Genomic DNA, 6160 nt, shown 5'->3' with positions numbered 1-6160 from the left:
CGGGTGCCCGCCGACATGCTGGTCGGCGAGGAGAACGGCGGGTGGCAGCTGATCACCACCCAGCTCAACAACGAGCGGGTGATGCTGGGCCCGGCGGGACGTACCGCCGGCATCTACGACCGGGTGCACGCGTGGGCGTCCAAACCCGGTAGCGACGGGGTCACCCCGATCGACCACGCCGACGTCAAACGAGCGCTCGGTGAGATCTACTCGATGTGGCGGGTCAACGAACTGCTCAACTGGCAGGTGGCCGCCGCGGGCGAGGACATCAACGTCGCCGACGCCGCGTCGACGAAAGTCTTCGGCACCGAACGCATTCAGTACGTCGGTCGACTCGCCGAGGAGATCGTCGGCAAATACGGCAACCCCGCCGATCCGGGCACCGCCGAACTGCTCGGCTGGCTCGACTCCCAGACCAAGCGCAATCTGGTGATCACCTTCGGTGGCGGAGTGAACGAAGTCATGCGAGAGATGATCGCGGCCGCGGGACTCAAGGTGCCGAGGGTGCCCAGATGACAGATATCCAGGAGGCCGTCGCCGAGATCAAGGCGGCGGGCGCCCCCAAGCCGCGCGTCGGGCGCGACCCGGTGAACCAGCCGATGGTGAACAACTGGGTGGAGGCGATCGGCGACCGCAACCCCATCTACGTCGACGAGGCCGCGGCCAGGGCGGTCGGCCACCCCGGAATCGTGGCCCCGCCAGCCATGATTCAGGTGTGGACGATGTTCGGGCTGGGCGGTGCGCGTCCCAAGGACGACCCGCTGGGGCCCATCATGCAGCTCTTCGACGACGCGGGGTACATCGGCGTGGTGGCCACGAACTGCGAGCAGACCTATCACCGTTATCTTCGCCCCGGCGAGCGGGTCGCCATCACCTCCGAGATGGGTGACGTGGTCGGGCCGAAGCAGACCGCGCTGGGCGAGGGCTTCTTCGTCAACCAGCACATCACGTGGCGGGTGGGTGACGAGGACGTCGCCGAGATGAATTGGCGCATAATGAAATTCAGGCCGCGCGAGGAATCCACGGTGGCTGCCACGGTTCCGGCGGACCTGGACCCCGACGCCATGATGCGCCCGTCTTCGTCGCGGGACACCGCCTTCTTCTGGGAGGGTGTCAAGGCGCACGAGCTGCGGATCCAGCGGCGCCCGGACGGGAGCCTGCAGCACCCGCCCGTGCCCGCGGTGTGGCAGGACAAAGCAGCGCCGATCGACTACGTGGTGGCCGGCGGCAACGGCACCGTGTTCAGCTTCGTGGTGCACCACGCGCCGAAGGTGCCCGGCCGCACGCTGCCGTTCGTGATCGCTTTGGTCGAACTCGAGGAGGGCGTGCGCATGCTGGGTGAGCTGCGTGGCGTGGACCCCGGCGAGGTGAGGATCGGAATGCCGGTGCGCGCAACGTATATCGACTTTCCGGCCGGTGCCACCGGCCCGGAATGGACCCTCTACGCCTGGGAGCCTTCGGCATGAGCGCACCCGTTGTCGAGGTGGGCACGACGCTGCCCGAGCTCAAACTCTACGGCGACCCGACGTTCATCATCTCGACGGCCCTGGCCACCCGGGACTTCCAGGACGTGCACCACGACCGCGACAAGGCGCAGGCCAAGGGGTCCAAGGACATCTTCGTCAACATCTTGACCGACACCGGTCTGGTGCAGCGCTACGTCACCGACTGGGCCGGTCCGTCGGCCCTGATCAAGTCGATCGGGCTGCGGCTGGGCGTGCCGTGGTACGCCTACGACACGGTGACTTTCTCCGGTGAGGTGACTTCGATCGAGGACGGTCTGATCACAGTCAAGGTGTTGGGCCGCAACAGCCTTGGCGATCATGTCATCGCCACGGTGACGTTGACGATTGGGGATGCGTGATGCTGTCCGGTAAAGCGGCGATTGTCGGCATCGGCGCCACCGACTTCTCGAAGAACTCGGGGCGCAGCGAGCTGAGGCTGGCGGCCGAGGCGGTGCTGGACGCGCTGGGCGATGCCGGTCTCTCACCGTCGGACGTAGACGGGCTGACCACCTTCACGATGGACACAAACAACGAGACCGCGGTCGCGCGTGCCGTGGGAATCGGCGATCTGAAGTTCTTCTCCCAGATCGGTTACGGCGGCGGCGCCGCGTGCGCGACTGTCCAGCAGGCCGCGATCGCCGTCGCCACCGGGGTGGCCGACGTCGTCGTCGCCTACCGGGCCTTCAACGAGCGCTCGGGCATGCGCTTCGGCCAGGTGCAGACCCGCCTGGTGGGAGACGGCGGCGCACAGGCGGATTCGACAGCAGCGGACAATTCGTTCTCGTATCCACACGGGCTCTCCACCCCGGCAGCGCAGGTGGCCATGATCGCCCAGCGCTACATGCATCTGTCCGGCGCGACCAGCCGCGACTTCGGCGCCATCTCGGTGGCCGACCGCAAGCACGCCGCCAAGAACCCGAAGGCCTATTTCTACGAGAAGCCGATAACGATCGAGGACCACCAGAATTCGCGGTGGATCGCCGAGCCGTTGCGGCTGCTGGACTGCTGCCAGGAAACCGACGGGGCCGTGGCGATCGTGGTGACGTCGGTGGAACGCGCGCGCGACCTCAAGCAACGCCCCGCGGTGATCGAGGCGGCAGCGCAGGGCTCCAGCCCGGACCAGTACACGATGGTCAGCTACTACCGCCCCGAGCTCGGCCTGCCCGAGATGGGCGTGGTGGGCCACCAGCTCTGGCGGCAGTCCGGGCTCAAACCGAGCGACATCCAGACCGCGGTCATCTACGACCACTTCACACCCTTTACGCTGATCCAGTTGGAGGAGTTGGGTTTCTGCGGCAAGGGCGAGGCCAAGGACTTCATCGCCGACGGCGCGATCGAGGTGGGCGGCCGGCTGCCCATCAACACCCACGGCGGCCAGCTCGGCGAGGCTTACATTCACGGCATGAACGGCATCGCCGAGGGCGTGCGGCAGCTGCGCGGCACTTCGGTGAACCCCGTACCCGACGTCGAGCACGTGCTCGTCACCGCGGGGACGGGCGTGCCGACGTCGGGGCTGATCCTGGGCTAAGCCGCCGGCGGAAACCGGGCGCGAAACCTAGGCCGGAATCAGCTCGACGCCGGAGAGCACCACGGCGTTGTCGCGCGACGGCGCGACCACGCTGGCCATCACACGGCCGTCTTCCTTCCAGATGGCGACGCTGAGCGTCTCACCGGGGAACGCCACCCCGGCGAAGCGGGCCCCGTAGGCGGCCACCGCGCCGGCGTCGCCGTCGAGCAGGGCGTCGGCGATTGCCTTGCAGGTCATGCCGTAGGTGCACAGGCCGTGCAGGATGGGACGCGGAAAGCCCGCTGCCGCAGCAAATTCCGGATCCGAGTGCAGCGGATTGCGGTCGCCGCAGAGCCGGTAGAGCAGAGCTTGTTGCGGCAGGATCGGCATCGCGACTTCCAGATCGGGCGCCCGGTCAGGAGCCCCGTCCGATCCCGACGGCCCGCGTGAACCGCCGAATCCGCCCTCGCCGCGGGCGAAGATGGACCGCTTCTGCGTCCACAGCAGGGTGCCGTCCGGGGCGCTGACCGTGGTCTCGCTCCAGATCACCGCGGCCTTGCCCTTGTCCCAGATGTCTGTGAACCGGGTCACCGCGCGCGCCGAACCCGCCGGCGGCAGCGGTGCCGGCACCTCGATCCGCTCGCTGGCGTGCAGCACCTTGCTCAGCTCGATGTCGATGCCGGGGAACTGCACCGTCGGCGGTGTGGTCATGTGGAAGGTGGCGGCGACGTTGCCGAACGTCGGGAGCACCTGCGGTGTGTCGTCGACCAGGTAACGCAGTTCGTGGGGGTCCATCGGATCTTTGCCGGCGCCCAGCCCGAGGTGGTAGAGCTGCACATCGCTGCTGGTCCAAGAGAATTCGATGGGTTCCAGCTCGGCGGCCAGGGCGACGTCCACGTCGATGGGCATCTCAGGCTTCCCCCGCGATGTGTAGAGCGGCCAAATACCCGAAGGTCATGGCCGGACCGATGGTGCCGCCCGGGCCGGGATAGGTGTGTCCCATCACCGGGGCGCTGACATTGCCTGCGGCGTAGAGCCCTTCGATGATGGTGCCGTCGTCGCGCAGCGCACGGCCGTGCAGGTCGGTGCGGATACCGCCCTTGGTGCCCAGGTCCCCGGGAACCATCTTGGCGGCATAGTACGGCGCGTGGCTGATCTCGCCGAGGTTGGGATTCGGCTTGTTGGTGGGGTCACCGTAGTACTTGTCGTAGGCGCTCTCCCCCCGGTGAAAGTCGGCGTCCACGCCCGAACGCGCGAAGCCGTTGAAGCGCGCCACCGTGTCGGTGAACGCCGACGTCGGCAGTCCCGCCTTTTCGGCCAGCTCTTCGAGCGTTTCCGCCTGGACGATCACCCCGGAGTCCAGCCATTTGCGTGGAATGCGCTGGCCGGGTTGCAGTCCGGCGAAGATGTAGCGGTCGCGGTACTGCTGGTCGAACACCAGCCACGCGGGGATGTTCTCTCCCGGCCCGGGCCCCTGCCCGTACTCGCCGCCGTACATGTGGTGGCAGGCTTCGACGTAGGGCATCGATTCGTTCATGAACCGCTTGCCCGACATGTTGACGATGATCGAGCCCGGCGAGTTGCGCTCCGAGAGCGCGAACCACGGTGCGCCCACCAGCGGCACCGTCGGGCCCCACCACGCGTCCTCCATCAAATCCAGTGCTGCGCCCAGCTTTTCACCGGCTAGGATGCCGTCGCCGGTGTTCGCTTTGGCGCCGACGGTCCATTCGGTGGTGATCGGCGCCCGCTGATATTTCACCCGCATCTGTTCGTTGTGCTCGAATCCGCCGCAGGCCAGGATCACGCCGCGCCGGGCCCGGATCAGCCGGGGCTCGGTCGATTCGGGTGCGTCGGTGTCGCGCACATAGATTCCGCGCACCACCCCGTCCTCGACGCAGAGGTCGGTGAGTGCGGTGTTCAACTCGACCGGCACGCCGGCCTGCCGCAGCCCGATCCGCAGCGGGCCGATCAGCGCTCGGCCCATGCCGACGAGGTTCTTGCCCGTCGCCTTCGCCCACATCGTGCGCGCGCCGACCTTCAGGCTGCGCACCACGCCGCGCGGGTGTCGTTTGAGCTGGTTGAGCCGCACGTAATCCTGCTGCATCACAACGACGTTGAGCGGGACCTTGCCGTACGCCGGCTCCAGCCCGGCCATGTCGGCCCCGAGCTTGCGGGCGTCGAACGGCTTGGGCTCGATCGAACGCCCGCCCGCGCGCCCGCCCGGCGCCTCGGGGTAGTAGTCGGAGTAACCCGGCACCCAGCACATCTTCAGCGGGGTGTGCTTGAGGACGAACGACAGCATCTCGGGCCCGCGGTCGAGGTAGGCGTCGATCCTCTCCGGCTCCACGACGTCGCCGACGATCCCGTGCAGGTAGGTGCGGGCCGCCTCCGCGGTGTCGGGCACGCCGTAGCGCTGCAGCACCTCGTTGTTGGGAATCCACACGCCCCCACCCGAGCGTGCGGTGGAGCCGCCGAAATGAGAGGCCTTTTCGACGACTATCGTCGAGAGGCCTCGGTGTGCGGCGGTGAGGGCAGCTACCATGCCGGCTCCGCCGCTGCCGACCACGACGACGTCGAACTCCTGCGCTGTCATGTAGAACACGTTATAGAATTGCTCGGGCCGGGCGCTACCGGCCCGGTCAAACGGACGAGGGGACTTCGGTAAATGCTCAGTGCGCAGGTTCGCGACGAGCTGGCTGCGGGGTTGTGGCGTGCTGAGTTGAGTCGTGAGCCGGTCGCGCCGTTGACGGCTGCCCATCCTGAGATCGATGTGGTGGATGCCTATGAGATTCAGTTGATCAACATTCGTCGGCGGGTCTCGGGGGGTGCCCGGGTGGTGGGGCACAAGGTGGGGCTGTCGTCGTTGGCGATGCAGCAGATGATGGGTGTCGATGAGCCCGATTACGGGCATCTGCTCGATGAGATGCGGGTGTTGGAGGACACCCCGGTCAAGGCGGGCAAGTACCTGTACCCGCGAGTCGAGGTGGAGGTGGGTTTCATTTTGGCCGCCGACCTGCCGGGGGCGGGCTGCACCGAGGATGACGTGCTGGCCGCGACCGAGGCGCTGGTTCCTTCGATCGAGTTGATCGACACCCGGATCACCGATTGGAAGATCGCGTTGTGTGACACCATCGCCGACAACGCCTCC

The 6160-nt window shown here is 67.3% G+C and carries 6 protein-coding genes and 1 pseudogene; 5 read left to right on the top strand and 2 right to left on the bottom strand.

Annotated elements, in window-relative coordinates:
* From fadE29 to AC2VOR_RS12735, 4 genes and pseudogenes are all read left to right on the top strand, one after another.
* Positions 1-516: pseudogene (gene fadE29 / locus AC2VOR_RS12750) on the top strand (acyl-CoA dehydrogenase FadE29); the annotation flags it as partial.
* Complete coding sequence (locus tag AC2VOR_RS12745; protein WP_369736749.1) at positions 513-1466, top strand: bifunctional MaoC family dehydratase N-terminal/OB-fold nucleic acid binding domain-containing protein; 954 nt, start codon at positions 513-515, stop codon at positions 1464-1466. The pseudogene fadE29 and the gene AC2VOR_RS12745, both read left to right, overlap by 4 nt.
* Complete coding sequence (locus AC2VOR_RS12740; RefSeq protein WP_369736750.1) at positions 1463-1864, top strand: MaoC family dehydratase; 402 nt, start codon at positions 1463-1465, stop codon at positions 1862-1864. The genes AC2VOR_RS12745 and AC2VOR_RS12740 overlap by 4 nt, the downstream gene beginning before the upstream one ends.
* Positions 1864-3033, top strand: a complete 1170-nt coding sequence (locus AC2VOR_RS12735) for a lipid-transfer protein (protein ID WP_369736751.1) — start codon at positions 1864-1866, stop codon at positions 3031-3033. Before AC2VOR_RS12740 ends, AC2VOR_RS12735 begins: the two co-directional genes overlap by 1 nt.
* A gap of 27 nt (positions 3034-3060) precedes the next feature.
* On the opposite strand, the gene AC2VOR_RS12730 is transcribed toward AC2VOR_RS12735, so the two are convergent.
* Together AC2VOR_RS12730 and kstD are read right to left on the bottom strand one after the other, a co-directional pair.
* Positions 3061-3921: a MaoC/PaaZ C-terminal domain-containing protein gene (locus AC2VOR_RS12730; protein ID WP_369736752.1), complete on the bottom strand. Its 861-nt coding sequence runs from the start codon at positions 3919-3921 to the stop codon at positions 3061-3063.
* 1 nt (position 3922) lies between these two features.
* Positions 3923-5605, bottom strand: a complete 1683-nt coding sequence (kstD, locus tag AC2VOR_RS12725) for a 3-oxosteroid 1-dehydrogenase (RefSeq protein WP_369736753.1) — start codon at positions 5603-5605, stop codon at positions 3923-3925.
* A 72-nt stretch (positions 5606-5677) separates the two neighbouring features.
* Between kstD and AC2VOR_RS12720 the strand changes: the two genes are divergently transcribed.
* The coding region (locus AC2VOR_RS12720; RefSeq protein ID WP_486963895.1) for a 2-keto-4-pentenoate hydratase at positions 5678-6160 on the top strand (483 nt) is incomplete at its 3' end.

It is taken from the genome of Mycobacterium sp. TH-M103 (genome assembly GCF_057473785.1).
The sequence above is the reverse complement of the archived record's forward strand: the minus strand, read 5'-3'. Positions and strand labels throughout refer to the sequence as shown.

Bases quoted from the DNA above. Each gene is read 5' to 3' on its own strand.
- AC2VOR_RS12745 (WP_369736749.1), top strand. From the start codon at position 513: ATGACAGATATCCAGGAGGCCGTCGCCGAGATCAAGGCGGCGGGCGCC.
- AC2VOR_RS12740 (WP_369736750.1), top strand. From the start codon at position 1,463: ATGAGCGCACCCGTTGTCGAGGTGGGCACGACGCTGCCCGAGCTCAAA.
- AC2VOR_RS12735 (WP_369736751.1), top strand. From the start codon at position 1,864: ATGCTGTCCGGTAAAGCGGCGATTGTCGGCATCGGCGCCACCGACTTC.
- AC2VOR_RS12730 (WP_369736752.1), bottom strand. From the start codon at position 3,921: ATGCCCATCGACGTGGACGTCGCCCTGGCCGCCGAGCTGGAACCCATC.
- kstD (WP_369736753.1), bottom strand. From the start codon at position 5,605: ATGACAGCGCAGGAGTTCGACGTCGTCGTGGTCGGCAGCGGCGGAGCC.